Origin of the sequence: Amycolatopsis sp. EV170708-02-1 (assembly GCF_022479115.1) — a bacterium.
Classification (GTDB): Bacteria; Actinomycetota; Actinomycetes; order Mycobacteriales; family Pseudonocardiaceae; genus Amycolatopsis.
On the sequence record NZ_CP092497.1, the window covers coordinates 2,208,122 to 2,231,279 of the forward strand.

Genomic DNA, 23,158 nt, shown 5'->3' on the forward strand with positions numbered 1-23,158 from the left:
ACCTGCGTCCTATGCGGGGAAAGCGTCCTTCAGCCCCGTCAGAGGACGAACCCCGCGGGGAAGGGGTCGTCCGGGTCCAGCAGATAGGTGGCGTTGCCGGTGATCCAGGCCCGCCCGGAGAACTCCGGCACGACGGCGGGGACGCCGCCGACGGTGGTCTCGGCGACCAGCTCGCCGGTGAAGGTGGTGCCGATGAACGAACTGTTCTCGAACGGCGTGTGCAGCGGGAGTTCGCCCCGGGCGTGGAGCTGGGCCATCCTGGCCGAAGTGCCGGTGCCGCAGGGCGACCGGTCGAACCAGCCCGGATGGATCGCCATCGCGTTCCGTGACGCCCTGGCGTCCGAACCAGGGGCGAGGAACTGGACGTGCTTACAGCCGCCGATCAGCGGGTCGGCCGGATGTTTCGGCGGGCGCTGCTCGTTGATCGCCGCCATGATGTCCAGCCCGGCGGCGAGGATCCGGTCCTTCTCCGCCCGCTCGAACGGGATGTCCACTTGGGACAGTTCGAGGATGGCGTAGAAGTTGCCGCCGTAAGCCAGGTCGTACCGCACCTCACCCAGGCCCGGCACCTCGACGACGGCGTCCCGCTCCGCGAGGAACGACGCGACGTTGCGCAGCTTGACGCGGACCGCGCGGCCGTCGGAGACCTCGACCTCGGCGTGCACGAGCCCGGCCGGGGTGTCCAGCCGGACCACGGTCTTCGGTTCGGTCACCTCGACCATGCCGGTCTCCACCAGCACGGTCGCGACGCCGATGGTGCCGTGCCCGCACATCGGCAGGCAGCCGGACACCTCGATGTACACCACGCCCCAGTCGGCGTCCGCCCTGGTCGGCGGCTGCAGGATCGCGCCGCTCATCGCCGAGTGCCCCCGCGGCTCGTTCATCAGGAACTGCCGCAGATGGTCCATGTGCTCCATGAAGTACCGGCGGCGTTCGGCCATCGTGTCGCCGGGGATGACGCCGACCCCGCCGGTCACCACCCGGGTCGGCATCCCCTCGGTATGCGAGTCGACGGCGGTGACCGACCGGATCGACCGCACCTACTCCACCCCCAGCGAGGCGAGCGCGCGGCGCATGTCCGCGGTGACCTGCTCGCGATGTTCCTCGGTCAGCGGACCCCTCGGCGGACGGCACGGCCCGCCATAGCGGCCGACGAGGTCCATGCCGAGTTTGATCGCCTGGACGAACTCGGTGCGCGAGTCCCAGCGGAACGCGGCCACCAGCGGTTCGTAGAGCGCCCTGGCCTCGTCGAGCTTGCCCGACCGCGCCAGGTCGAACAGGCGCACCGACTCGGCGGGGAACACGTTGGGGAACCCGGCGAACCAGCCTGTCGCGCCCATCAGCAGGCTCTCCAGCACGACGTCGTCCGCGCCGCTGATCACGTCCAGGCCCGGTGCCTGCTCGCGGATCTCCAGCACCCGCCGGACGTCGCCGGAGAACTCCTTGACCGCGACCACGTTGTCGATCTGCGCGATCTCGGCGAGCAGGGCGGGGGTGAGGTCGACCTTGGTGTCGATGGGGTTGTTGTAGACCATCACCGGCAGCCCGACCGAGGCCACCGCCTCGAAATGCGCGAGCACCTCGCCGCGGTTCGCGCGGTACATCGTGGGCGGCAGGCACAGCAGGCCGCCGGCGCCGTCCTCGGCGGCGACCTCGGCCCAGTACTTGGCCTGGTGCGAGCCGGGGCCGTGCACACCGACGACGACGATCCCGTCCTCGCCGACGGTTTCGATCGCGGTGCGGGCGACGCGGCGGCGCTCCTCGTCGGTCAGCGACGAGTATTCGCCGAGGGAGCCGTTCGGGCCGACTCCCCGGCAGCCGTTGTCGACCAGCCACCGGCAGTGCGCGGCGTAGGCGTCGTAGTCCACGGCCAGCCCGGCGGGGGCCGACGGGTCCGCCCGGTACGGGAGAGCGGTCGCGACGACGACGCCACCGAGGTCGGGGGTGCTCATTCAGGTTCTCCTTCGGTTCGGGCGGCGAGTTCGCCCAGCCGGATCGGCTGGGCGATCGGGCGGTGGTGCCGTTCGGCTCCGCCGCAGAGTTCGGACACGGTCGGGCCGCAGATCCGGCCCTGGCACGGGCCGAGACCGGCCCGGGTGCCGAGTTTCAGTGCGTGCGCGCCGGGACGGGAGTCGTCCTCGGCCGCACGCGTCAGTTCGCCGTATGTGGTTTCCTCGCAGCGGCAGACGATCGTGTCGTCGCGCAGCCAGCTTCGCCAGGCGGTGCCGATCGGATGGGCGGCCGCGAGACGTCCGGCGAACGCGCGGGCCCGGTCGCGGGCACGGATCAGTGCCGGGCCCGGCTTTCCACCGGCGGCGACGCGGCCGGCCACCGCGCCTTCGGCCGCGGCGGTGACCGCGCCGCCGATCCCGGTGATCTCGCCCGCGGCGAAGACACCGTCCACCGTGGTCCGTTGGGCGGCGTCGACCCGGACGAAACCGTCGTCCAGGACGCAGCCCGCGGCGACGGCCAGTTCCGGCTGCGGGCTGAAACCGTGGCCGACGCAGACCGCGTCGACCTCGTAGGGGCGCTCGGTCCCGGGGACGACGGACCAGTCCGCGCGGACCTGCGCGGTCACGACCTCGCGGACGCGGTCCGCGCCGCGGGCCTCGACCACCGCGCGGCCCGTCAGGTACGGGACCCGGTGCCTGGCCAGCGTCGCGGCGTACCGCGCCAGTTCGCCCGCCTTTCCCGCATGGGCGGCGAGTCTCCACGGCCGGGACGACCATCCTTTTCGGACGGTCGAGACCGGGTTCGCCTCCAGTACCGCGACCACCTCGGCCCCGACGCCCAGCAAGGATTCCGCCACCGGCAACAGGAACGGCCCGGCACCGGCGACCAGGACCCGCCCGCCGATCGCGACCCGCTCCCCTTTCGCCAGCGCCTGTGCCGCGCCGGCGGTGTACACGCCGGGCAGTTCCCAGCCGGGGAACGGCAGGGTGCGGTCGTGCGCACCGGTCGCCAGGATCAGCGCGTCCGGGACGAGGGTCAGCCGCCGCCGTCCGGAACCGTCGGACGGTCCCCGCAGGATGTGCACCCGCTTCTCCGCCCGGTCGAACGCCCAGACGGTCGAGCCCGGCCACCACCGGCATCGCGGATGCGCGAGCACCCGGCGGCGCCGGTCGAATTCCGCGCGGCCATGCTGGATCCGGTCCGGGCGTTTCGCCGCGTACGCCTCGGGAAGCATCCGGTGGTACTGGCCGCCGGGGGTCTCCGCCTGGTCCAGCACCGTGACCTGGGCGCCTGCTCGCAACGCGTGCTCGGCCGCCGCGAGCCCGGCGGGTCCGGCGCCGACGATCACCACGTTCACGCGGTCTCCTCCCGTGACTGGGTGCGGACTTCGTCCCCGTCGGCGGCCGGACGCCGGCACGCACGGACGTCGGGCACGTCGTTGACCGTGAGCAGGCAGTCGAAACACGCGCCGATACCGCAGAACACGCCGCGCGGTGCCCCGGAACGCGTGGTCCGCCAGGAGGTCCGGCCCGCGGCGAGCAGGATTCCCGCCACGCTCTGGCCCGCTATCCCGGTCACGGGTTCGCCGTCGACGGTGATCCGGATCGGCCGGTCGGTCCGGCCCACCGGATCACGATCACGCGGCTGCAGCCATCCGCTCATGCCGCCACCACAGCCCCACGGTCCACGGTGAACTCTTCCACCGGCATCGCGGGTTCGGTTCCGGTGAGCAGTTCGCGCAGCAGGCGCGCGGTGCCGACGCTCAACCCGATGCCCGCGCCCTCGTGCCCGGTGGCGTGCCAGAGATTTCCCAGCCGCGGATCCTCGCCGAGCACAGGGAGGTGATCGTCGACGTAGGGCCGGAAGCCGCCGTACGCGCGCATGATCGCGACGTCGGCGAGCGACGGGAACAGCCGCAGCGCCTTGACCGCGATGGCGCTCAGCACTTCGGGGCGGATCGTGTCGTCGAACTCCACCCGGCGGCGTGACGAGCCGATGAGCACGGTGCCGCCCCAGGTCGACTCGACGACGGCGGAGGTCTGCAACTCGCCCGAATCGGCGCCGACCGCGCCGACGTAATCGGCGTCGTAGACCTTGTGCCGGACGACTCCCGGCATCGGCGTGGTCACCAGTACCTCACCGCGGCGGGGACGGACGGCGATCGGGGCACCGAGGCGCGCCGACACCTGACCGGCCCACGGGCCCGCGGCGTTCACGACGACGTCGGCTTCGATCACCTCGCCGGGCACGCGGACGCCGGTGATCCGTCCGTTGTGGACGGTCGCGCCGACGACCTCGGTGTCGGAGCGCAGCCTGGCGCCATGACGCAGCGCGGAGCCCAGCAGGGCCAATGCCGCGCCCGCGGGCTGGACCTGCGCGTCCTCCGGGTAGTGGAACGCGGCGGTCACGTCGCGGGTCAGCGCGGGCTCGGCTTCGGCGAGTTCCTTGTGGGACAACGGTTCCGCGCGTACCCCGGTTTGCGAGGCGGCGAACGCGGTGAGGCCCCGGGCGCCGTCGTCCGTGGTGGCGACGACGATGCCGCCCTTGGGGTCGTACTCGATCGACGAAGCGGCACGCGCGTCCTCGTCGGCGATCTCGGCGACCACCTGGGGCCACAACGCGGTCGACAGCTTCGCGAGTTCGAGTTCCGCACCAGGCCCCTTGTCGGAGACCAGGATGTTGCCCTCGCCGTGCGACGTGGTCCCGCCGGCGGGACGGCCGCGATCCACGACCACGACGTCGAATCCCGCCAGCGTCAGCTCACGGGCACACGCTGCGCCGACGATCCCCGCGCCGAGGACGACCACACGCGTTCGGTTCATCGACCCTCCAGCGTTCGGTAAAGCGAACGATCGGAGAGTAGGTTCCACCCCGGACGGGTGTCAATACCTCGTGCGCCCTCAGCCCTTCAGCACCGGATGCGGCCTGCCGTCGAGCCGTTCGTCGGCGCGGTACTGCAGCAGGAGGACCGAGTGCACCGGCCCGTCCGACGCGGTGTAGCAATGCGGCTCGCGGGCGTCGAAGGCGACGTAATCCCCCGGGCCGACCTCGACGGTCCGTCCGGCCACCTCGACCAGCAGCGATCCGGTCTGCACGATGGTGTGCTCGACCCCGACATGCCCCTGCGAACGCTGCGGCGCGTCCCCGCGCACCACCTGGTCGTACACCTCGAAGACGCCGTCACCGGTCTCGATCCTTCGCAGTGGCCGGAGATCCACTCCCTCGCCGCTGAGCACCTCGACGTCGGCACCGCGCACCACGGTGAGCGCGCCGCCCGCGCGATGGTCCAGCAGATCGGAGATCGCCACTTCCAGCACCCTGGACAGGCTGAACACGGTCTCGATGGTCGGATTCCCCCCGCCGGATTCCAGCTGGGACAGCGTCGCCTTGCCGATTCCCGACCGCCGCGAGAGCTCCGACAGCGAAATCCCCCTCGCCGCCCTGGCCGCGCGCAGATTGACCGCCAGCATGTCCCGGATCGAGGGCGTCTCGTCCTCCACCGCTTCTCCCCTGTCGTTCGTCAAACCGTACGACCTCGTTCGCTTTGCCGATCGAGTTCGCGGACATCATGACACGCTGTCCGCCAAGCGGGGCATAGCCGCGGCCGATGGGCCGACGCGATGGTGGGCGGCGCCCGCCGCGATGAAACTCCTTCACCAACCGGTGTGTCACCGTCGACACAGGGTCACGGGCGCACCGTCGTTCCTGCCAGCGAGGAGATTCCCGTGCAGCTGATCCGCAGATCCGCAGGCCGACGACTTCGGGCGTTCGGCGCGGTGCTCATCACCACCCTCGGGTTGACCGCGGCCGTGGCCGCCGCGCCGGCGACGGCCGCCGCGAACGCCTGTCTCACCGGCACGCTCGTCTTCGACCATCTCGACGCGGAGGCCGGGACCAGCAAACCCCTGCGCACGCAGGTCGCCCGGAACGCGAACTGGGAACTGTGGGGCCACACCGGTTCCGGCACCGCGACCAGGCTCGCCCGCGGTATCACCGGCGCCTCCGACGGCCGGTTCACCGCCTGCCACACGGCACCCCTCGCCGAGGCGTACGTGCGCTTCCGGTCGAGCAGCACCTCGATGTGGCGGGTCGTGAAGGCCGCGAACAACACCACCGACTACACGTTCGACTCGGCGCGCCGCACGAACGTCAACGGAAGCCAGGACCTCGGCACGGTGAAGGTACCTTCCACGCTCCAGCGCGCCTGGAAGGTCGTGGACACGCTCAACGTCTTGTACTGGAAACGCGCCAACCCGGTTTCGTCGTGCTGGACGGCCCGGCAGTCCGACGGACGCTGTGACCAGATCACCTTCGTCTGGGATCCGAAGGTCGCCGACGGCGGCTACTGGGACTACCCGAACACGAACTACGTCTTCCTCGGCAACACCATGCCGGACTCGAAGCACCTCATCCTCCACGAGGCCGGGCACTGGCTGCAGTGGCAGCTGTACGGCCGCGACTTCCCCGTCGTCACCGGCTGCAACCCGCACTACATCGAAAAGCACAGTTCGGAATCGTGCGCGTGGACCGAAGGCTTCGCCGACGCCGTCGCCGCGTACGCCCTCGGCGACTACCGCTACGTCTACGACAACGGCACCTCCTACAGCTTCGAGAACGACGCTTCGACCCCCGGCTGGGACGACGGCGACACCGTGCAAGGGCGGGTCGGCTCGTCGCTGCTCGACCTGTGGGCGGCGGACGGGCCGGACGGCGGGAACTGGAATCGGACGATCGCACTGATGACCCGCGACTTCAGCCAGGACTTCCGCGAGTACTTCACCGAGGACCGGCCCGCCGCCGGCCTGTCCACGACCGGCGCCGCCGAGCGGATCCTCGCCGGGCACACCATCCGGTACTGAGTTCGCGACGGGTGCCGACGCCGTGACGGAATGGACGGCACGCGTGATCAGACGGACGACGAACGTGACCGGACGGACGACACGAGGTGCGACTCGGCCGCGAGCGTGTCGTCCGTCCAGACACACGTGCCGTCCGCTCAGTCACGCGTGTCGTCCCTACGGTCACGCGACATCGCCCGACCGCAGGGTTGGCTCTCACCGTCGTTGCCACTCAGGGGCGGAAGGCTCCCTTCACAGCGTCTGATGCGGCGAAGGGAGCCTTCAGCCCACCGGTGTCGATTCCGCCATCTTGGGCCCCTTCACCGCGTGGGACGCGGTGAAAGCGTCCTTCAGCTCCTGGCCGCCCGGACCCAGGCGGTGATCTCGTCGGCGGTCGAAGGGAACCCGTCGGAGAGCAGGTCGTATCCCGAGCCGGTGACCACGACGTCGTCTTCGATGCGGACGCCGAGACCGCGCAATTCGGGCGGCACGGTGCGATCACCGGCATGGAAGTACAGGCCGGGCTCGACCGCCAGCGCCATCCCTTCGGCGAGGGTGCCCTCGCGGTACGTGGAGGGATGCGCGGACGCGCAGTCGTGGACGTCCAGCCCGAGGAAATGGCCGGTCCCGCAGACGATGTACCGCCGGTGCTGCTGTCCGTCCGGCGACAGCGCTTCGTCCACCGACACCGGGAGGAGGCCCCAATCGTGCAATCCCTCCGCGAGCACGCGCAGCGCCGTCGCCTGGAACGCGCCGTAGTCCTGGCCGGGGCGGACCTCGCCCAGCGCCGCGATGTGCGCCTTGTGCACCAGGTCGTAGACGTCGCGCTGGGCCTTCGTGAACTCCGCGCCGACCGGGAAGGTCCGGGTGATGTCGGCCGTGTACAAGGAATCCACCTCGACACCGGCGTCGAGCAGCAGAAGGCTGTCTTCGGTCACCTGCCCGTCGCAGCGCGTCCAGTGCAGGATCGGGGCGTGCGGCCCGGCCGCCACGATGGAGGTGTAGCCGGGCCCGGTCCCCTCGGTGCGGGCGCGGCGGTCGAAGGTGCCCTGCAGCCAGCGTTCCCCGCCGCCGCGGACCGCCTCCGGGAGCGCGGCCAGCACGTCGGCGAACCCGAGGGCGGTCGCGTCGACGGCGGCGCGCAATTGCCCGATCTCCCAGTCGTCCTTGATCCGGCGCAGCTGGGCGAGGACGGTCCGGAGCCGCTCGCTGTGGCCGAAGCGGTACGCGTCGAGCACGGGATCGACCCCGGCACCCACCAGGAAGCTCGGGTTCCGCCCGCGCAAACCGTGCGGAAGATCCTCCAGCGGGCGGCATTCGATGCCGAGGGCGTCCCCGTACGCGGCCGGTCCGGCGGCGGAGCCGACCCACAACGGACTGGTGTCGGCGTCGCCCACGAAGTCGGGCTCGTGTGCCTCGGCGGGACGCGGGACGTACAGCGTGGCGTGGTGGCTGTCCCCCGCCGGGGTCATCACGAGGATCGCGCCCTCGCGCTGGCAGCCGGTGAGCCACACGAAATCGCTGTCGGCGCGGAAGCCGTGGAAGGTGTCGTTGGAGCGCACGACGGCCCGGCCCGCCGCGAGCGCGATCCGCTGACCGGGCAGTTCGGCCGACAGCCTGCCGCGATGGGCGGCGGCCGCCTCGGCGGTGCCCGGCGGCACGTCCACCGCGTCGTCGGCCGGTTCCCAGCCGTCGCTGATCCAGTTCCGGAACCCTTTGGCGGCCAGCAGCGCGCGCAGATCCGGCCGGGTTCGGTCGCCGGTCATCGGCTCCCCTTTCAGGTAGTCATCGTCCTGGCCGCACCTTCGCACCGCGACGGACCCGGCCGTAATGACCGGCGGCGATAGACTCCGCCTATGGCCCTGGAGATCCGGCACCTGCGGGCGATCTGCGCCATCGCCGAAGCGGGCAGCCTCTCGCAGGCGGCCGCCGCGCTGGGTATGTCCCAGCCGTCGCTGACCTCGCTGCTGCAGCGGCTCGAACGGCAGATCGGCGCGCCGTTGTTCGTCCGCAGCCACACCGGCGTGACCCCGACCCCGGTCGGCGAGCAGACGTTGCGCCGCGCGCTGACCCTGCTCGTGGAGTTCGACCGATTCGAGAGCGACCTCCTCGGCGCGCTCGGCGACGGCCCGGTGCGGCTCGGATCGTCCCAAATGGACTGTCTGCCCACCTTCGTCGAACGGCTGGACGAAGCGCTGCCGGGGCTGGACGTGACCGTCCACGTGGAACCCTCCAGCGCGGTGCTGGCGCAGGCACTGGCCCGCGCGACCCTGGACATCGCGGTCATCGCCATGTCCGACGACCAGGAAGTGCCGCTCGCGAAGCATCTGGGGCACCGGGTGCTGTTCGCGTGGGTGCCGGTCTTCATCGGCCTTCCGGCCGGGCACCGGCTCGCCGGCGGTCTCGAAGTCGACCTGGCCGACCTCGCGGACGAAGCGTGGATCGGACCGCCCGGCCCCGAGGACGGCTCGCTGACGTCACTGCGCGCGGCGACGCATCGAGCGGGGTTCACCCCGCGGATCCGCTTCGAATGCCCGAACGGCGGCGGCCGGCACCTGATCGCCGCAGGGCAGGCGGTGCAGCTCGTGGAACCCACCGCGCCCGAACTGCCCGGCATGGTCGTCCGGCCGCTGAAGGGCGACCCCATGCGGATGCGGCTCGTGCTGGCGTGGCGCAAGGAACGGCTGACCTGGGACCAGGCGGAGAACGTCTACCGCGCGATGATGACGTCGTACACGCGGCACGCGATGGCGTCGACCCCGTTCCGGACGTGGTGGGAGCGGCGGCGGGACTCCCGGTCGTGGGACGGGCTGGTGGACTTCTTCCGGGTTTCGAACAGCCTGTAACCCGATCCCGCCCCGCCGCGATTGACCACCCGTACCGGGCGAACGGAGACGGGGGGATGATGACGCGACGGCTGTGGCTGGGACTGGCGGTCGTCTACACGTGCACCGCCGTGGTCCAGCTCTATCTCCTCGGCAGCACCGGCGCCGTCTGGGCCGGGACACTCGCCGCGGTCGGCTTCGTGGCCGCGTTCCTGTGCTTCCTCGCGGCCTGGAAGGCCCCGAAACGGGAACGCGACGGCACAAGGGAAATCGACTCGCACCGACCCTAGGCCCATGGCTCCTCGTCGAGGCCGACGCCGTTGGCGACGTACGCGATCGTCCGGTACCAGCCCGCCAGCACGAGGAACTCCAGGAGCTGCGAAGGCGGATAGTGCTCGGCGAGCGCGGTCCACGCGGCGTCGGAAACCGTTGCCGTGTCGTGGAGTTCGTCGACGGCGCCGATCAGCGCGCGATGCCGCCCGGACCAGGCGGGGTGACCGGAGTCGCCGGACACGGTCGCTTCGAGCTGTTCCGGTGTCAAGCCGACCACCGGCGCGAAAACCGCGGCGTGGACACCCCATTCGTAACGGCATCCGCAGCGGGCGGTCACCCGCGCGATGACGATTTCCCGGTCCAGTGCGGGTAATTCGCCGTGCGCGAGCAGGCCGGCCCCCAGGACGCGCATCCGCGACGCCAGCTCCCGGTGGTGCTGCAGCAACCGGAACAGCGCCAGCGGCTCCTCCGTCACCCCCGGCGGCATCCACTTGCGCAGGGCCTGTTCGACGTCGGCCTCGTAGGGCGGGGCGAGTGGGGCGATACGCGGCATGACCACCTCCGGCGCTTCGATTTCAGAACCACTATGCTGCTTCGAAAGTCGAAGCACAAGGGGGTTGCCATGCCCGACGACCCGATCCCGCGGCCCGGGCGGCCGGTCCGCGGCTCCGAAACCGGCCGTCCGCTCATGGCCGCGCTCGATCTGCTGGGGCGCCGATGGACCCTGCGGGTGATCTGGGAGCTGCGCCAGGGCGACGTCGGCTTCCGGGAACTCCGGCGGCGCTGCGAACACATGTCGTCGAGCGTGCTCGCCACCCGCCTTGGCGAACTCACCGAGGCACGCATCGTCGAGACCGGCGAGGAGGGTTACCGCCTGACCCGGCTGGGGGAACGGCTCCTCGACGCGTTGCACCCGCTGGAGAAATGGGGCCTCGCCTGGGAAAAGGCACTACGCGAATGAGCTGATGGCCCGCCGTTCACCGCATCCGGTCTTGCCAGGAGTTGTGATCGGCGTACGGTGAGCAGTACGTGAGGTTGAGTCCACCAGCCCGCGCGAACGACCCGCATGTCCGCGGCCCAGCACCTTTCCAGGGCGACGCGGCGGCGAGGTTGACTTGCGCAGCAGTTGTGCAGGCTTGCCCGTTGTCCGTCTCGTCCCCGGCTGTCCGGGAGACACCATCATGACCGAACGAATTCCGTTCACGCGGGGCAGCCGTGACGGCCCCACCTTCCACTCCGCCATTCCGCGACCGCGCCCGTCGGCCGAGAACCTGTTGCGGATTCAGCGGATCCGGTGGAACGACGATCTGCTCGTCGTCGCCGCGGCCGGGGAGATCGACCTCGCCACCGCGGGACGGCTGGAGCAGGCCCTGCGCGGCCGCCTCCCGGCCGCCACCGTGCTCGATCTCAGCGAAGTCGGCTTCCTCGGCGTCGCCGGGTTACGGGTCATCGAGTCCGCCGCGGCCCGCGCCCGCGCGGAACGCCGCACGACCGGTGTCGTCGCCGACGCCCGGCCGGTGCTGCGCCTGCTGCAGCTGTTCGGCGCCGACACCCAGATTCCCGTGTACCGGCACCTCGACCACGCGATCCTCGAAGTGCCGAACCGCTGACGATCAGGCGAGCGGCAGGAGCGTGGACAGTCCCGTCTTCGACGCCAGCCGCCGGATCGTGGGTGACGGCAGGAAACTCAGCGCGACCCCCTGGCTGCCGCACCGGTCGTTGATACCGACCAGGGTCGCCAAACCGGTGGAATCACAGAACTCCACGCCTTCGAGGTCGACGACGAGCTTGCCCGGCACGGGCTCCAGCGCTTCCTCGAAGGTCTCCTTGAGATCTTCGGAGGTCGTCAGATCGATCTCCCCCGCCACCGCGATGACGACCTCGGCGCCATCGGGCCTGGCGACGGACACCGAGAACGGAACCTCCCGGTGTGCGCCGTCTCCGCTCGTCACCGTCATCCACCCCTCACGATCGGTACCCGACTGCTCCGAACATATCGGATGACGGTGCCCGCTCGCGCGGCTCTCGTGTCCGGGTCCAGGCGGTGCCTTAGCCTTGTCGATGGATCCGGCGGTCGTGGACCGCGGCGGACGACGAGGAGAAGCTTCGTGATGCCGATCGACGAGCCGGTGCGCAAGCACACCGACGAGCTGGTCCTCGAGGTCGCCGCCGTCCCCGCCCAGGCCGCCGCGTTGCGCGACGTCCTGGCGAACTGGGCCCTCGAACGCGGTCTTCCCCGGGAATTGGCCGAGGATCTCAAACTCACCGCCTACGAAGCGATGACGAACGTCGTCAAACACGCGTACCCGGACGGCACCGAAGGCAACGTCATGACGGTGACCGCCGCCCACGACGACGGCCACCTCAGGATCAGCGTCGCCGACGAGGGCCGCTGGCGCGACGGCCGCCGCCCGGACGGCGGACGCGGTTTGCCGATCATCCGCGCCTTCGCGCCGGAGGCCTCGGTGACCAGCACACCCACCGGGACCGTCGTCCGGCTCGCCTGGCCCTGCCCCACCCTCTGACCGGTTTCAGGACCGCCGGATCGCGTGCGCGGCCCACCGTCCGTTGATGCGGTGGACCTCGACGTCCCGCTCGTAACAGGCGGAAAGCCCTTCGTCGGTGAGCACCTCGTCGATCGGCCCCGCGGCGGTGACCTTGCCGCGGCGCACCATCAGGGCGTGCGTGGCCGTCGACGGGATCTCCTCCAGATGATGCGTCACGGTGACCGTGGCCAGCTCCGGCTGGGCCAGCGTCAGGTTCTCCAGCGCCATCAGGAGATCCTCGCGGCCGGGCAGGTCGAGACCGGCGAACGGCTCGTCCAGCAGGAGCAGCAGCGGATCGGCCATGAGCGCCCTGGCGAGCCGGACCCGGGCGCGCTCGCCCTGCGAGCACACGCGCACCGGCCGGTCGCGCAGTTCGGTGCAGCCGACCAGTTCGAGCAGCTTCGACGCCCTGTCCCGGATCGCGTCGTCGTAGCGATCCCAGAGCGGGAGCACGCTTCCGCTGTGGCCGGTGAGCACCACGGTGTGCGCGTCGTGGTTCTCCGCGTCGGGCAGCCGCTGGTTCGCGCCGACGAAGCCGATGTGCGTCCGCACGTCACGCAGGTCGACCGCGCCCATCCGGTGGCCGAGCACGATGGCCGTGCCCGCGCTGGGAAACCGCTGGGTCGAGGCCACCGAGAGGATCGTCGACTTCCCCGCCCCGTTGCGGCCGAGGACGACCCAGCGCTGGCCGTAGTCCACCCGCCAGTCGACGTCCGACACCAGCGGCACCCGGCCGACGTGCACCTCGACCCCGGACAGCTCGACCGCCGGTCCGTCGAGGTTCGGTTGTACGAAGACGGGCTTGTTCACGCGGTTCATGATCGCAGGGCACGCGGCCACCGGCCGGCCGGGGTCCGATCATCGGATGACGTCGTAGACCAGCTTCTGGATCCCGTTGCCGTAGGCCTCGCTCTCGACCAGCTTGAGGCTCTGCTTGTCCTTGTCGGTGTCGCTGAACAGCTTCTTGCCCGCGCCGAGCAGGACCGGGAACAGCAGCAGGTGGTAGCGGTCGATCAGGCCGGCGTCGGCGAGGTTGCGGTCCAGTTCCGCGCTGCCGTGGAGGATGATCGGCCCGCCCTCGGTCTCCTTGAGCTTCGCGACGTCGTCGAGCGAGCGCAGGATCGTGGTCTCGCCCCAGTTGTCGACGAGGTCCTCGTCCCGCAGCGTGGTCGACACGACGTACTTCGGCATCGCGTTGTACCCGGCGAATTCCTCGGTCATGCCGGGCCAGACCGGCGAGAACGCCTGGTAGCTGACCCGGCCCATCATCATCGCGGTGGCCTCGCCCTGCTCACGCCCCTTGAGCTCGTAGGCCGCTTCGTCGAACTCGATGCCGTTGAAGGTCCAGCCGGAGTTGCGGTAGCCCGGCTCTCCGCCGGGGCCTTCGACGACGCCGTCGAGCGAGACGAACGCGGTGGCGATCAGGGTGCGCATCTGGTTTCTCCTTGGTGGTTCGGAAGTGCTTTCGACACTGCGTCGACCGGGGAACGACGGATTCGACATCGCGGCGGAAAGAATTTCTCACTCTTCGGCGTCGCGGACCAGCAAGGCGATCTGGACCCGGTTTTCGACGCCGAGCTTGGAGAGCATGCTGCTCGTGTGCGCCTTCACCGTCGCGACGGTGATGTCCAGCCTTCGCGCGACGTCGGTGTTGGAAAGCCCTTCGGCGATGGCGCCCGCCGTCTCGCGTTCGCGGTCGGTCAGCGTGGCCAGCAGCCCGCGGGCGGTTTCCCGCGACGCCCGGCGCGCGTCGGACGAATGCGGTCCGGTGGCAGCGGTGATCAGCCGGGCCGTGGCGGCGGGCGAGAGCGCGGGTTCGCCGGTCGCGACCGTCCGGATCGCCGCGAGGATCCGCGGCGGCGGGGTGTCCTTGAGCAGGAATCCGAGCGCGCCGACGCGCAGCGCGCCCAGCACCATCTCGTCCGAGTCGAAGGTGGTGAGCACCAGCACCCGGGGCGGCTCCGGGAGGCCCAGGATCTCCTCGGTCGCGCTCAGCCCGTCGCGTCCGGGCATCCGGACGTCCATCAGGACGACGTCGGGCCGCTGCTCCCCCACCACGGAGACCGCGGCGTCGCCGTCCGCGGCCTCACCGACCACGACGAGGTCGGGTTCGCCGTCGACGATGAGCCGCAGCGCCATCCGCACCAGATGCTCGTCGTCGACCAGCACGACCCGTACCCGTTCGCCGTCCATTCACTCGCTCCCTTCGCGGACCGGCCACGGCAGGCGCGCGGCGAGCACGAATCCGCCGCCGGGTTCCGCGTGGTGGTCCAGTTCGCCGCCTGCCAGTTCGACCCGCTCGGAGAGACCGAGCAGGCCGAATCCCGACGCGGGCGGGCCCGAGACCGCCCGCACCGCACCGGAATCCCGGACCGTCGCCCGCAACCCGTCGCCCGGACTTCCTTCGACGGTGACGACGACGTCCGCGCCGGGCGCGTGTTTGCCCGCGTTGGTCAGCCCTTCCTGGACGATCCGGTAGACGGTCCTCGCGATCGCGTCGGGCGGCTCGCCTTCGGTCGTGGTCTTCATCGTGACGGCCAAGCCCAGCGCCCGCGCGTCGGCGACGAGCGCGGGCAGGTCGGCGAGCGAGGGTTGCGGCGGCTCCAGTCCGTCCGGGTCCGCCCGCAGCACGCCGAGGACGTCCCGCAGTTCCTCCAGCGCCTGGTGGGAGCCGTCGGCGATGCCGCGCGCCAGCTCCGCGACCTGATCGGCGGGCAGATCCGGGCGATGCCCCAGCACCCCGGCCTGCATCGCGACCAGCGAGACCCGGTGCGCGAGGACGTCGTGCATCTCGCGGGCGATCCGGTGGCGCTCCATGATCCGTGCCTCGGCCGCCCGCGCGGCCTGCTCCCGTTCGGCGCTCTCGACCCGGTCCCGCAGCGAGCGCACCTCCTCCCGGCGCGCGCCGATCGCGGCGCCCACGGCCACCACGATGCCCACCAGCAAGGTGGGGAGACTGATCACCACCCACAGCTGTGGCACCTCGCGCTGTGGGTAGAGGTCGGCGATCAGCACGGCCGTGGCCACGGACAACACCGCCGCGACCGCCGTTTCGGCCGGTCGCCGCCGGGTGGCCAGCGAACAGAGCGCCAGCAGCGCCGCGCCACCGGCCAGCACCGACGCCGTCGAGGCGAGGATGACCGCGATGGCGATCACGACCGGGAAGCGGCGGCGCCACACCAGGGCGATCAGGCAGGCGAGCGCGATCAGCGGATCACCGGTGATCATCCACTCGACCCTCGGTCCCGACGCGCCGACCGGCAGTTGAGCCGCCGTGATGACCCAGAGCAGCACGCCCAGCGCGGCCGCGGCGAGCAGGCGCCAGGCCTGTCCCCACGGACGGAGGGGCGGCTGGGCGCCGGCGTCGGTGATCACCGGCCCATCATGGTCGACCGGCCCGCGGCGGCGCAGCCGGACACGGGACTATCCCGGCCCCGACCTCGGTCGCGACGGGGATCGACTTTGGTCGGACACGAGGCGCGACGCGCTGCCGATGTGCGCCGGGGCCCGCGCGCGCGACGCTGTCGGCGGGTGCGGGGCGCAGCGTGTCGCGAAAGTGGCTTTCACGACGTCCTTTCTTCCCGCCCGGCGCAAGATTCACGACCGTGGACCAGGAGGTAGGAAGCATGACCAAGGGCGGCTATCTGGGACTGCAGATCTTCGGGATGGTGGCCCTCGCCGTCTTCGCGCAGGCCGCCATCCGCAGCCTTTTCGATCGTTCCGCGACCCAGCTCTGGGGCGCGTTCGACTGGGTACCCGGTGAGTGGGGCGGCAGGTTGATCGTGTTCCTGCTGCTCGCGGCCACCGGAACGGTCCTGGCGGGCTGGGCGCACGACCGCGCCAAACGAGTGCCCCGCTAGGAGGACGCCGGTCCGCTAGTATCCGCAGCCGGGCGTTTTCCGTCTACATCGGACCGAAAACGCGGGGCTGGTCGATCGCGGGAGAGTGCATGGCGGACGGAGTCGGCTCGCTTGCGGGGTGGTCGGCCGATCCCACCGAAGTGACCAGCTACGTCGGCCGGGACGCCGAGACCGGTGAGGCGAAGCGCCTGCTGGAGGCGTCGTCGCTGGTCACGCTGACCGGGCCGGGCGGTGTGGGCAAGACCAGGCTGGCCTGGCGGATCGCGGCGGCCCACCGGGAGGCCACGGCCGACGAGGTCGCGTTCGTGTCGCTGGCCGAGCTGCGGGAACCCGCGTTGCTGGTGCCGACGGTGGCGAACGTCCTCGGTTTCGGCGACCGCTCGGCGAAACCGGCCATCGAGGTCGTCGTCGAAGCCCTGCAGGCGAGCCGGTTGCTGCTCGTGCTCGACAACTGCGAGCATCTGGTCGACAGCTGCGCCTGGTTCGCCGACACCGTGGTCAGGGCCTGTCCCCAGGTGACCGTGCTGGCCACCAGCAGGCAGTCGCTCGGTGTGGCGGGCGAGCGCGTCCTGCCGGTGCCGCCGCTGGCGATCCCGGAACAGGGCGACTCCTTGGAACGCGTGCTGAACGACGATTCCGTGCGGCTGTTCGTCGACCGGGCGACCGCGGTCGCGCCGTCGTTCCGGCTCACCGAATCCGACGTCGAGCCGCTGATCCGGCTGTGCCGCAGGCTCGACGGGCTGCCGCTGGCCATCGAGCTCGCCGCCGTCCGCGCGCGGGCGCTGTCCGTGCGTCAGCTCGCCGACCGCCTCGACCGGCAGTTCTCCGTGCTGACGAAGGACCGGCGGGGGCGGCCGGAGCGGCACGAGACCATGCGGGCCCTGATCGACTGGAGCCACGACCTGTGCACCGGGCCCGAGCGGCTGCTGTGGGCACGCGCCTCGGTGTTCTCCGGCAGCTTCGACCTCGACGCCGCCGAACAGGTGTGCAGCGGCGGCGAACTGCCACGCGAGCACGTCCTCGAAGTCGTCGACGGGCTGCTCGACAAGTCCCTCCTGCTGCGCGAGGAATACCCCGGCGGGGTGCGGTACCGCATGCTGGAATCGGTGCGCGAGTACGGCGCCGACAGGCTCGGCGAGACGGGCGGGACGGCGGAGTTCCGGAAACGGCACCGGGACTGGTTCGCCGAACTCGCCGGCCGGTACGCCGCCGAATGGCTGGAGACCGATCAGCTCGCCTGGATCGGACGGCTGCGGCGCGAACACGCGAACCTGCGCGTCGCCCTCGACTACTGCACCGGCGCCCCGGAGGACGCGAGCATCGGGCTCCGGATGCTGCGCGACAGCAAGGAGTTCTGGATCGTCCGCGGACTGAACACCGAAGGCCGGATGTGGGTCCGCCGCCTCGACGAGGCCGCGGCACCGGGTGTCCCGGAGCGGGCGCACGGGCTGTGGCTCTCCGGTTTCCTGGCGGTGGTGCAGGGCGACATGGACGCCCACCGGTGCATGCTGGAGAGGGCGGCCGCCGAAGCCGAGACGAGCGGCGACGAACTCGCCGCGGCGTACGTACTCCACGTCCGCGCCTACGCCGCGCTGATCAACGACGAGATGGCCGAAGCGTCACGCCTGTTCGGCACGGCCATCGACCTGTTCCGCGCCCACGGCGAAGAGGGCGGGGACCTCTGGGCGAGTTACAACCACGGGCTCGCCGTCTGGCTGAACGGCGACATCGACCGCGGCCGGGCGATACTCGCGGAAGCCGTCGAGCGCTGCGTGCGGCGCGGCGAGGTCTTCTGGCGTGGCTGGGCACTGTGGTCGCGCGCCGCCGCCGAATACCTCCAAGGGGATCTCACCTTCGCCGAGCGCTGCTGCGAGCAGGTCCTGCGCTTGCACGAGCGGGTGGACGACCGCGTCGTCGTCGGGTTCACGCTCACCGTGATGGCGGGCTGCGCGGCCCGGACCAAGCGCCCCAACCGGGCGGCGATCCTGCAGGGTGCCGCGATGAACGTCTGGCGCACGGTCGGCGCGTGGCCGACGCGGTACGAGGCGTTCACCGAACCCCTGCTCGCCGACACCGACACCGTGACGACCGCACTGGGCTGGGAGGTCGCGGTCAAGGAATTCGCCGACGGCGCCGCGATGCCCACCCGTGACGCCATCGCGTACGCCCTCGAAGAACGCACCCCCGGCCCTCGGAAGCAACCCGCGCAGGTGCTCACCAAACGCGAGACCGAGATCGCGCACGTGATCGCCGAGGGCCTGACGAACCAGGAGATCGCCGACCGGCTCGGTATCGCCCGGCGCACGGTGGACACCCATATCGACCACATCCTCACCAAGCTCGGCTACTCGAACCGCGTCCAGGTGGCCACCTGGGTGACCCGGTCCGCGGATCCCGCCTGACGCTCACGCCACCTTCATCGGGGCGGCGGGCCCGGCCGGTTCGGCCGTGAGCAGCTCCGCGCGCAGGGCGATCCTCAGGTCCAGGCGGGACTGCGGGTCGTCGAGCCGGGCACCGAACAGCACCCGCAGCCGGCGCATGCGGTTCCGGACCGTCTGCGGGTGGACACCGAGGTTGGTCGCGATCTCGGGCGCCCCGCCGCGGGCGGAGAGCATGGCGTCGAGGGTTTCGGCGAGTTTGGTGCGCTCGTTGGCGGGCAGCTCGGCGATCGGCGCCAGGCTGCGGGTCACCAGCGCGGTGGTGAGCACCTCGTCCGCGAACAGCCAGTGCGTGGTCAGGTGATCCGACCAGCGCACGAGCGGGCCGTCGTCGATCACCTCGCGGCGGACCAGCTCCAGCGTGCGGCGCGCCCAGCGCAGCGACACCGCGGCGTCGGCGGGTGCCACCGCGGGGCCGACCGCGGCCCGCGTCCCCGCCAGGACACCGCCGATCTCGACGTCGTCGGGCACGAGCAGATGCGGGTACTCGCCGGTGAGATCGGCCAGCACCTCCGGGCCGAACGAGGCGCGGACGGCGCCGGGCTCGGCGGCGATGGCCACCACGCGCGCGGGCGGCACCCAGCCCGCCTCGGCCGCGAGTCCCGCCCATTTGGCGGGCGGACGGCCGCTCAAGATCTCTTTCAGCAGGTCTCGGCGCAGCTCGGCGATCGAGGGCGTGTGCGCGGCGCGGTAGGCCGCGGTGGACAGCCGGATCAGGACGTCGGAGCAGCGGAGCAGGGCCTCCACCCCGGTGTCCATCAGGGCGGACCCGGCCCCGGGCTGCCGCGACAGCGAGGCCAGCGCGGGAAGGGCGCCGCGGCCAGCCGAGTGGTAGGCGCGGGAGAGCCGGTCCAGTTCCTTGCCCGCCGCGTACTCGGCGACGCCGACCTCGCGGAAGGCGTCCGCACCCGCCGCGATGCCCAGGTTCACCCCGTCGCGTTCCAGTACCGAGGCGACGAACTCCGTGGCGCGCGCGTCGAACAGCGGCGCGTGCTCGGGCAGCGAATGCCGGATCCCGTCGACGACCACGCGGGCGATCACGAGGGCGGCGGAGCGGGCTGGGGCGTAGGACGCGGTCATCGTCGACCTCCGGAGCAGCGGGAATCGTCGGGCCGCCGAGTCTGCTACTCCGGAGTAGCGGGGCACATCGGGTGAATTACGTACTCGGGCCTGTCCGGCCTACGCATCACCCGTTCGTGAGGGGCTGAAGGGGACTTTCACCGCATGCGATGCGACGAAGGGGCCTTCACCGCGTCACATGCGGTGAAGGGCCCCTTCAGCCCACGGGCAGGGCTCTACTCGCAAACGGCTCCGTGCGCGGCGCTCCGCACGACCTTGGCGTACTTGCCGAGCACCCCGCGCGTGTACGCGGGCGCCTTGGGCGTCCAGCCCTCCTTGCGCGCCTCGATGTCGTCGATCCCGACTTCGAGCGTCCGGTTCGCGACGTCGAGCGTGATCGGATCCCCGTCACGCACGAACGCGATCGGCCCGGCGTCGACGGCTTCCGGGGCGATGTGGCCGACGCAGAGCCCGGTGGTGCCGCCGCTGAACCGGCCGTCGGTGATGAGCAGGACGTCCTTGCCGAGTCCGGCGCCCTTGATCGCACCGGTGATGGCGAGCATCTCCCGCATCCCCGGCCCGCCCTTGGGACCTTCGTAGCGGATGACGACGACGTCCCCGGCGACGATCCGGCCCTCGGCGAGCGCGTCGAGGGCCGCGCGCTCGCCGTCGAAGACCCGCGCGGTACCGGTGAACGTCGACTCGTCGAAGCCCGCCGACTTCACGACCGCGCCCTCGGGCGCCAGCGAGCCCTTGAGGATAGTCAGCCCGCCGGTCTTGTGGATCGGGCGGTCGAGCGGGCGGATGATCTCGCCGTCGACCCCGGCGGGCGCGATGCCTTCGAGGTTCTCGGCCATCGTCTTCCCGGTCACGGTGAGCACGTCGCCGTGCATGAGCCCGGCGTCGAGCAGCGCCTTCATCACCACGGGGATGCCGCCGACCTTGTCGACGTCGTTCATCACGTACTTCCCGAACGGTTTGAGGTCGCCGAGGTGCGGGACCTTGTCGCCGATCCGGTTGAAGTCGTCGATGCGCAGATCGACCTCCGCCTCGCGCGCGATCGCGAGCAGGTGCAGGACGGCGTTGGTCGAACCGCCCAGCGCCATCACGACGGCGATCGCGTTCTCGAACGCCTCCATGGTCATGATCTGCCGCGCGGTGATGCCCTGGCGGAGCATGCCGACGACGGCCTCCCCCGACCGGTGCGCGAAACCGTCACGACGCCGGTCGACCGCGGGCGGGGCGGCCGATCCGGGCAGCGACATGCCGAGCGCTTCGGCCACCGACGCCATCGTGTTGGCGGTGTACATGCCGCCGCAGGCCCCTTCGCCGGGGCAGATCGCGCGCTCGATCTTGTCCACTTCGGCGCGGCTGATCTTGCCTGCCAGGCACGCGCCCACGGCTTCGAACGCGTCGATGATCGTGACGTCCTGGCCGTCGACCTGACCCGGCATGATCGAGCCGGCGTAAAGGAAGACGGAGGCGAGATCGAGCCGGGCCGCGGCCATGAGCATGCCCGGCAGGGACTTGTCGCAGCCCGCCAGCAGCACGGAGCCGTCCAGCCGCTCGGCCATCATCACCGTCTCGACCGAATCGGCGATCACCTCGCGGGACACCAGCGAGAAGTGCATTCCCTCGTGTCCCATGGAAATGCCGTCGGACACCGAGATCGTGCCGAACTCCAGCGGATAGCCACCGGCCGCGTGCACGCCGTTCTTGACCGCCTTGGCCAGCCGGTCGAGGGACAGGTTGCACGGGGTGATCTCGTTCCACGACGACGCCACCCCGATCTGCGGTTTCGCGAAGTCGTCGTCGCCCATCCCGACCGCACGGAGCATCCCGCGGGCCGCCGCGCGCTCGAGGCCGTCGGTCACGTCGCGCGAACGAGGTTTCAAATCCGGCTGGTCTTGCGGCATCGGGGCACCTTCCTTCGTGGCGGGACACCGGGCACGCTGCCAACCCCGCGCGTCCGGCGCAACTCACCGCTCCGCGTTCGGCACACGGTGCAGCGCCACCCGGGTGATCGCGTGATGCTCGACGCCGAGCACTTCGGCCGTCCAGCCGGAGACCACCACGCGGTCGCCCGGCTTCTCCGGGATCCGCCCGAGGATCACGAGGATCAGCCCCGCGATCGTCGCGTACTCCCCCGGCGGCGCGTCGTGCAGCTCGACCCCGACGTCGACAAGGTCGTGCACCGGGAAGGTGCCGGGCAGGACCAGGGCGCCGTCCTTGCCGTCGCGCACGGCCAGCACGTCACGGTCGGTCTCGTCGTAGATCTCGCCGACGATCTCCTCCAGCAGGTCCTCCAGCGTGACCATGCCCGCCACGGCGCCGTGCTCGTCGACCACCAGCGCCATCTGCTCCCGTTCGGCCTTGAAACTCCGGATCGCGTCCGACACCCGCAACGAATCGGGGAACACCACCGCCGGCCTGACGACCTCGGCGAGGTCCTCGTGCTCGCCGAGCAGGTCGCGTAAATGCACCACGCCGACGACGTCGTCCAGATGGCCGCCGCGGGCGACCGGCGCCCGGGAATGGCCGGATTCGGCCAGCTGCCCGCGCGCGGAGCGCAGATCCTGCTCGGCGGCCAGGGTCACCACCGCCCGGCGGGGCACGAGTACTTCCCGCAGCCGTCGTTCGTGGATCTCCAAGGCGCCGTTGATGATCATGCGCTGCTCGGCGTTCAGGCCGCGTTGCGCCGAGACCAGTTCCCGGAGCTCCTCGGGGGACATCTGGTCCGGATCGGCTTCCGCCCGGCCGCCCAGCGCCCGCACGACGAAATTCGTCGACACGCTCAGCGCCCACACCACGGGCCTCGAAATCGCCGACAACAGGTTCAGCGGACGCGCCACCAGCAACGCCCACCGCAGCGCGTTCTGCATCGCCAGCCGCTTCGGGGCGAGTTCGCCGAGCACCAGTGTCAGGAAGGTGAGGACCATCGTCACCAGCGCGACGGCCACCGCGCCCGCGGCGTTGCCGAGGAAACCCAGCAGTGGCACCAGGGGTTGCGCCAGTGACACCGCCGCCGTCGCCGAGGCGAGGAACCCGGCGAGCGTGATGCCGATCTGGATCGTCGCCAGGAAACGATTCGGGTCGCGCGCGAGCCGCACCAGCGTGCGGGTGGCCGCGCGGCCGTCGCGTTCCAACGTCCGCAGCTGCCCTTCGCGCAACGAGATCAGCGCCATCTCGCTGCCCGCGAACACCGCGTTGAGCACCACCAGCACCGCGACCAGCGCGATGTCGAACCCGTAGCCGCCCACAAGCACTCCCCGGCCCGCCGGAAGTGCAGAACATTACCGAGGTGGAAGCCCGTTCGCAGGAGTGCCGAGCCGGTGGCTACTGACACGTAGTTCCGATACCTTCGAA

24 protein-coding genes are annotated in these 23,158 nt (G+C 71.1%); 8 read left to right on the forward strand and 16 right to left on the reverse strand.

Features of this window, described 5'->3' with window-relative positions; translation table 11 throughout:
- Window positions 1-38: 38 nt before the first annotated feature.
- The 6 genes from MJQ72_RS10165 to MJQ72_RS10190 form a co-directional block, all read right to left on the reverse strand.
- Window positions 39-1,040, reverse strand: coding sequence for a proline racemase family protein (locus MJQ72_RS10165; protein WP_240598875.1), 1,002 nt, complete (start codon window positions 1,038-1,040; stop codon window positions 39-41).
- Window positions 1,041-1,952, reverse strand: coding sequence for a dihydrodipicolinate synthase family protein (locus MJQ72_RS10170; protein WP_240598876.1), 912 nt, complete (start codon window positions 1,950-1,952; stop codon window positions 1,041-1,043).
- On the reverse strand, window positions 1,949-3,310 hold the full coding sequence (locus tag MJQ72_RS10175) for an NAD(P)/FAD-dependent oxidoreductase (RefSeq protein WP_240598878.1): 1,362 nt from the start codon (window positions 3,308-3,310) through the stop codon (window positions 1,949-1,951). The genes MJQ72_RS10170 and MJQ72_RS10175 overlap by 4 nt, the downstream gene beginning before the upstream one ends.
- A complete protein-coding gene (locus tag MJQ72_RS10180; RefSeq protein ID WP_240598879.1) occupies window positions 3,307-3,615 on the reverse strand; it encodes a (2Fe-2S)-binding protein in 309 nt (102 codons plus the stop codon). Before MJQ72_RS10180 ends, MJQ72_RS10175 begins: the two co-directional genes overlap by 4 nt.
- Complete coding sequence (locus tag MJQ72_RS10185) at window positions 3,612-4,775, reverse strand: FAD-binding oxidoreductase (RefSeq protein ID WP_240598881.1); 1,164 nt, start codon at window positions 4,773-4,775, stop codon at window positions 3,612-3,614. The genes MJQ72_RS10180 and MJQ72_RS10185 overlap by 4 nt, the downstream gene beginning before the upstream one ends.
- A 78-nt stretch (window positions 4,776-4,853) precedes the next feature.
- Complete coding sequence (locus MJQ72_RS10190; protein ID WP_199750068.1) at window positions 4,854-5,453, reverse strand: XRE family transcriptional regulator; 600 nt, start codon at window positions 5,451-5,453, stop codon at window positions 4,854-4,856.
- Between the two features lie 225 nt (window positions 5,454-5,678).
- Between MJQ72_RS10190 and MJQ72_RS10195 the strand changes: the two genes are divergently transcribed.
- A complete protein-coding gene (locus MJQ72_RS10195; RefSeq protein ID WP_240598883.1) occupies window positions 5,679-6,812 on the forward strand; it encodes a metalloprotease in 1,134 nt (377 codons plus the stop codon).
- A 329-nt stretch (window positions 6,813-7,141) separates the two neighbouring features.
- Here the strand turns inward: MJQ72_RS10195 and MJQ72_RS10200 are convergent, their stop codons facing one another.
- Entirely contained in the window at window positions 7,142-8,557 is a 1,416-nt protein-coding gene (locus MJQ72_RS10200; protein WP_240598885.1) for an aminopeptidase P family protein, read from the reverse strand.
- Between the two features lie 90 nt (window positions 8,558-8,647).
- Between MJQ72_RS10200 and MJQ72_RS10205 the strand changes: the two genes are divergently transcribed.
- Together MJQ72_RS10205 and MJQ72_RS10210 are read left to right on the forward strand one after the other, a co-directional pair.
- Window positions 8,648-9,637, forward strand: coding sequence for a LysR family transcriptional regulator (locus MJQ72_RS10205; RefSeq protein ID WP_240598886.1), 990 nt, complete (start codon window positions 8,648-8,650; stop codon window positions 9,635-9,637).
- 56 nt (window positions 9,638-9,693) lie between these two features.
- Complete coding sequence (locus MJQ72_RS10210; RefSeq protein ID WP_240598888.1) at window positions 9,694-9,906, forward strand: hypothetical protein; 213 nt, start codon at window positions 9,694-9,696, stop codon at window positions 9,904-9,906.
- Here the strand turns inward: MJQ72_RS10210 and MJQ72_RS10215 are convergent.
- Window positions 9,903-10,442 carry a carboxymuconolactone decarboxylase family protein gene (locus MJQ72_RS10215; protein WP_240598889.1) on the reverse strand — a complete coding sequence of 180 codons (540 nt, stop codon included), beginning with the start codon at window positions 10,440-10,442 and terminating at the stop codon, window positions 9,903-9,905. The genes MJQ72_RS10210 and MJQ72_RS10215 overlap by 4 nt on opposite strands.
- A 69-nt stretch (window positions 10,443-10,511) precedes the next feature.
- Between MJQ72_RS10215 and MJQ72_RS10220 the strand changes: the two genes are divergently transcribed.
- Together MJQ72_RS10220 and MJQ72_RS10225 are read left to right on the forward strand one after the other, a co-directional pair.
- Window positions 10,512-10,850 carry a helix-turn-helix domain-containing protein gene (locus MJQ72_RS10220; protein ID WP_240598891.1) on the forward strand — a complete coding sequence of 113 codons (339 nt, stop codon included), beginning with the start codon at window positions 10,512-10,514 and terminating at the stop codon, window positions 10,848-10,850.
- A gap of 220 nt (window positions 10,851-11,070) precedes the next feature.
- Complete coding sequence (locus MJQ72_RS10225) at window positions 11,071-11,499, forward strand: STAS domain-containing protein (RefSeq protein WP_240598893.1); 429 nt, start codon at window positions 11,071-11,073, stop codon at window positions 11,497-11,499.
- A 3-nt stretch (window positions 11,500-11,502) separates the two neighbouring features.
- Here the strand turns inward: MJQ72_RS10225 and MJQ72_RS10230 are convergent, their stop codons facing one another.
- Window positions 11,503-11,847 (reverse strand): STAS domain-containing protein, encoded by a 345-nt coding sequence (locus MJQ72_RS10230; protein WP_240598895.1) that lies wholly within the window; start codon window positions 11,845-11,847, stop codon window positions 11,503-11,505.
- 153 nt (window positions 11,848-12,000) lie between these two features.
- Between MJQ72_RS10230 and MJQ72_RS10235 the strand changes: the two genes are divergently transcribed.
- The gene (locus MJQ72_RS10235; protein ID WP_240598896.1) at window positions 12,001-12,414 is read left to right on the forward strand and encodes an ATP-binding protein; all 414 of its coding nucleotides are present in this window, start codon (window positions 12,001-12,003) and stop codon (window positions 12,412-12,414) included.
- A 6-nt stretch (window positions 12,415-12,420) separates the two neighbouring features.
- Here the strand turns inward: MJQ72_RS10235 and MJQ72_RS10240 are convergent, their stop codons facing one another.
- From MJQ72_RS10240 to MJQ72_RS10255, 4 genes are all read right to left on the reverse strand, one after another.
- Window positions 12,421-13,254, reverse strand: a complete 834-nt coding sequence (locus tag MJQ72_RS10240) for an ABC transporter ATP-binding protein (RefSeq protein ID WP_240598898.1) — start codon at window positions 13,252-13,254, stop codon at window positions 12,421-12,423.
- A 39-nt stretch (window positions 13,255-13,293) separates the two neighbouring features.
- Complete coding sequence (locus MJQ72_RS10245) at window positions 13,294-13,869, reverse strand: dihydrofolate reductase family protein (RefSeq protein WP_240598900.1); 576 nt, start codon at window positions 13,867-13,869, stop codon at window positions 13,294-13,296.
- 87 nt (window positions 13,870-13,956) lie between these two features.
- Complete coding sequence (locus tag MJQ72_RS10250) at window positions 13,957-14,628, reverse strand: response regulator transcription factor (RefSeq protein WP_240598901.1); 672 nt, start codon at window positions 14,626-14,628, stop codon at window positions 13,957-13,959.
- Window positions 14,629-15,810, reverse strand: a complete 1,182-nt coding sequence (locus MJQ72_RS10255; RefSeq protein ID WP_240598903.1) for a sensor histidine kinase — start codon at window positions 15,808-15,810, stop codon at window positions 14,629-14,631.
- A gap of 251 nt (window positions 15,811-16,061) precedes the next feature.
- On the opposite strand from MJQ72_RS10255, the gene MJQ72_RS10260 reads away from it, so the two are divergent.
- Window positions 16,062-16,295 (forward strand): hypothetical protein, encoded by a 234-nt coding sequence (locus MJQ72_RS10260; protein WP_240601291.1) that lies wholly within the window; start codon window positions 16,062-16,064, stop codon window positions 16,293-16,295.
- A gap of 89 nt (window positions 16,296-16,384) precedes the next feature.
- Complete coding sequence (locus MJQ72_RS10265; RefSeq protein ID WP_240598905.1) at window positions 16,385-18,697, forward strand: LuxR C-terminal-related transcriptional regulator; 2,313 nt, start codon at window positions 16,385-16,387, stop codon at window positions 18,695-18,697.
- Window positions 18,698-18,700: 3 nt separating this feature from the next.
- On the opposite strand, the gene MJQ72_RS10270 is transcribed toward MJQ72_RS10265, so the two are convergent.
- The 3 genes from MJQ72_RS10270 to MJQ72_RS10280 all read right to left on the reverse strand — a co-directional run bounded on the left by MJQ72_RS10270 (window position 18,701) and on the right by MJQ72_RS10280 (window position 23,052).
- Entirely contained in the window at window positions 18,701-19,813 is a 1,113-nt protein-coding gene (locus MJQ72_RS10270) for a helix-turn-helix domain-containing protein (protein ID WP_240598911.1), read from the reverse strand.
- A gap of 215 nt (window positions 19,814-20,028) precedes the next feature.
- Window positions 20,029-21,708: a dihydroxy-acid dehydratase gene (ilvD, locus tag MJQ72_RS10275; protein ID WP_063275280.1), complete on the reverse strand. Its 1,680-nt coding sequence runs from the start codon at window positions 21,706-21,708 to the stop codon at window positions 20,029-20,031.
- Between the two features lie 63 nt (window positions 21,709-21,771).
- Complete coding sequence (locus MJQ72_RS10280) at window positions 21,772-23,052, reverse strand: hemolysin family protein (RefSeq protein WP_240598913.1); 1,281 nt, start codon at window positions 23,050-23,052, stop codon at window positions 21,772-21,774.
- Window positions 23,053-23,158 lie beyond the last annotated feature (106 nt).